This is a genomic window from Sphingomonas sp., assembly GCF_048594985.1.
Lineage (GTDB): Bacteria > Pseudomonadota > Alphaproteobacteria > Sphingomonadales > Sphingomonadaceae > Sphingomonas_I.
Map to the genome: position 1 here is coordinate 1 of NZ_JBMDXG010000068.1, position 2,549 is coordinate 2,549.

General features: G+C 70.6%; 2 protein-coding genes and 2 pseudogenes. 3 read left to right on the forward strand and 1 reads right to left on the reverse strand.

The window, feature by feature from the left end; translation table 11 throughout:
* Positions 1-516 (reverse strand): annotated as a pseudogene (locus ACOJSF_RS02430) (hypothetical protein); the annotation flags it as partial.
* Between the two features lie 45 nt (positions 517-561).
* On the opposite strand from ACOJSF_RS02430, the gene dapA reads away from it, so the two are divergent.
* The 3 genes and pseudogenes from dapA to ACOJSF_RS02445 all read left to right on the forward strand — a co-directional run.
* Positions 562-1,437, forward strand: coding sequence for a 4-hydroxy-tetrahydrodipicolinate synthase (dapA, locus tag ACOJSF_RS02435; protein ID WP_420140644.1), 876 nt, complete (start codon positions 562-564; stop codon positions 1,435-1,437).
* An 82-nt stretch (positions 1,438-1,519) separates the two neighbouring features.
* Positions 1,520-2,002 carry an SsrA-binding protein SmpB gene (gene smpB / locus ACOJSF_RS02440; RefSeq protein ID WP_420140645.1) on the forward strand — a complete coding sequence of 161 codons (483 nt, stop codon included), beginning with the start codon at positions 1,520-1,522 and terminating at the stop codon, positions 2,000-2,002.
* 8 nt (positions 2,003-2,010) lie between these two features.
* Positions 2,011-2,549, forward strand: a pseudogene (locus tag ACOJSF_RS02445) (hypothetical protein); the annotation flags it as partial.

Consider the following 2,549-nt stretch of genomic DNA (forward strand, 5'->3'; position numbering starts at 1 on the left):
GTCCGCGCCCTGGGGCCCGAGCGTCCACGCCGCCGCCGCCGCCTCGCGTGCCTTGGGGGCGAGGCCGAGCGAGGCGAGCGCCTCGGCATAGCGGACGCGCCCGGTGCCGGTCGTCGGGGGGTAAAGGTCGAAGAAGGCGACCACGTCCGCCGCATTCTCCCCGTCCGGGCGGATCGCGCGTTCGGCCGCGCGGCGCAGCGCGGCCTCGCCCGGCCAGTTGCGGTGCGCGGTCAGGAAGCGCGCATAATCGGTGAAGGGCAGGCGGTCGCTCTGGCGCAACCGGTTCCATTCCTGCACGGCGGGCCAGAGCGGGTCGTTGGCGATCATCGCCGGCGAGGGAGGCGTGGCCTGCGCCGGGGCGGGCGCGGCCGGCCGATCGGGCTGGATATTGGTCAGCGTCGCAGCGGCGGTCGCGACCGAAACCAGCAGAATTGCGGCCGGTGCGCAGCGGGCGATGCTGGACAGGGGGCGGCGTGCATCCCTATCAGGCGCGCGACGGAATTGGGGCGACGTCATGTCCCCTCTATGCGCCCGTCGGGCCGGAAGGTGAAGGGAATCAAGATGTTCAGCGGGTCGATTCCTGCCTTGGTCACGCCGATCCGAGATGGCCGGATCGACGAAGCGGCGTTCCGCGCGCTGGTCGACTGGCAGGTCGAAAACGGATCGTCCGCGCTCGTGCCGTGCGGCACGACGGGCGAAAGCGCGACGATGACGATCGAGGAGCATGACCGCACCGTCCGCATCTGCATCGAGCAGGCGGCGGGGCGCGTGCCCGTGATCGCCGGCTGCGGATCGAACGACACGGCGGTGGCGCTCAGCCACATGCGCTCGGCCAAGGCAGCGGGAGCGGATGCCGCCTTGCTCGTCCCGCCTTATTACAACCGCCCCAATCAGGAGGGCGTGATCGCGCACTTCACCGCGCTGGCGAACGGATGCGATCTGCCGATCGTGCTGTATAACGTGCCCGCGCGCACCATTGTCGACATCGCGGTCGAAACGATGGGCGTGCTGGCGAAGCTGCCGACCGTGATCGGGGTCAAGGACGCGACCGGCAACGCCGCGCGCATCTCCGCCCAGCGTGCGGCGTGCGGGCCCGATTTCTGCCAGCTTTCGGGCAATGACGACATGGCGCTGGGCTTCATGGCGATGGGCGGGCGGGGCTGCATCTCGGTCACCGCCAACGTCGCGCCGCGCCTGTGCGCCGATTTTCAGGCGGCGTGCGCCGAGGGGCGCTATGCCGATGCGCTGGCGCTGCAGGACCGGCTCTATCCGCTTCACGCCGCCTTGTTCAGCGACGCGTCGCCCGGCCCGGTCAAATATGCGCTGGGCAAGGTCCGCCCCGGCTTCCCGACCGAGCTGCGCCTGCCGATGACGCCGCCTTCGGCCGCCAGCCGCGCCGCCGTCGACGCCGCGCTGGCGCATGCGGGCCTGATCTGACCCGAGACATCGGCGGGAGCGTCGCCGTCGTCCGCGTGATCCGGACCTAGCATCCGCCGGAGTCTTATCCTACGTCGCGGGCATGGCCCGTCCCCGTCCCGCCGAGTTCGACAAGAAGAAGATCGTCGCCGAAAACCGGCGCGCGAAGTTCGATTATTTCCTCGAGGATTTCTTCGAGGCGGGAATCGCGCTGACCGGCACCGAGGTGAAATCGCTGCGCTTCGGCGAAGGGTCGATCGCGGAGGCCTATGCCGAGGTGAAGGACGGGCAGGCGAGCCTGGTCAACGCCAACATCCCGGAATTCAGCCACGGCAACCGCTTCAACCACGAGCCCAAGCGTCCCCGCCGGCTGCTGCTGCACGAGCGCGAGATCGAGAAGATCCACAAGGGCCTGAGCCGCGAGGGCATGACGCTGGTGCCCATGTCGGTCTATTTCAACGGCCGCGGGCGGGCGAAGGTCGAGCTGGCGCTCGCCAAGGGCAAGAAGCTGCACGACAAGCGCGAGACGGTGAAGGAACGCGACTGGAAACGCGACGCCCAGCGCCTGCTGCGTGACCGCGGCTGACGGATAGCATGGCGAGCAGCCCCGCGCCGTCGACCTTCCTGACGCCGCCCGGCTCCGGGCGGATGCATCTGGTGGCGGCGGTGGGGCTGGGGCTGCTCGGTGCACTGACGGTCGCGGTCGCCGCATGGCAGCTTGCGCCGGCGCTGCTCGGCGCGGCGGTCGCGGCGTTGCTGGTCGGTGGCGGAATCATGGTCGGCGCGCGCCTGTTCCGCCCCTCCGTGCAGACGCTGCCGCTTGCGGGCGACTGGCCGTTGCTCAACGCCGCCTTCGCCGACGGGTTGGACGCGACGGCGATCACGGACGGGGCGGGGCGGCTCGTCTGTGTCAGCCCTACCTACGAAAGCCAGTTCGGGCTTCTGACCACGCCCGCGCAGCTACCCATCGAGCCCGCCGACGCGGCGCGCCTCGCTGCCGCCGCGCAGATTGCGCGGCGCGAGGGGCAGGCCGAACTTTCCCCGCTGCCGATGCGCGGCCAGCCCCACGCCGTCTTTCTACGGCGCGCGGGGCGGACGGAGGAGTTCCTGGTCTGGCGCTTCCGCCCGATCGG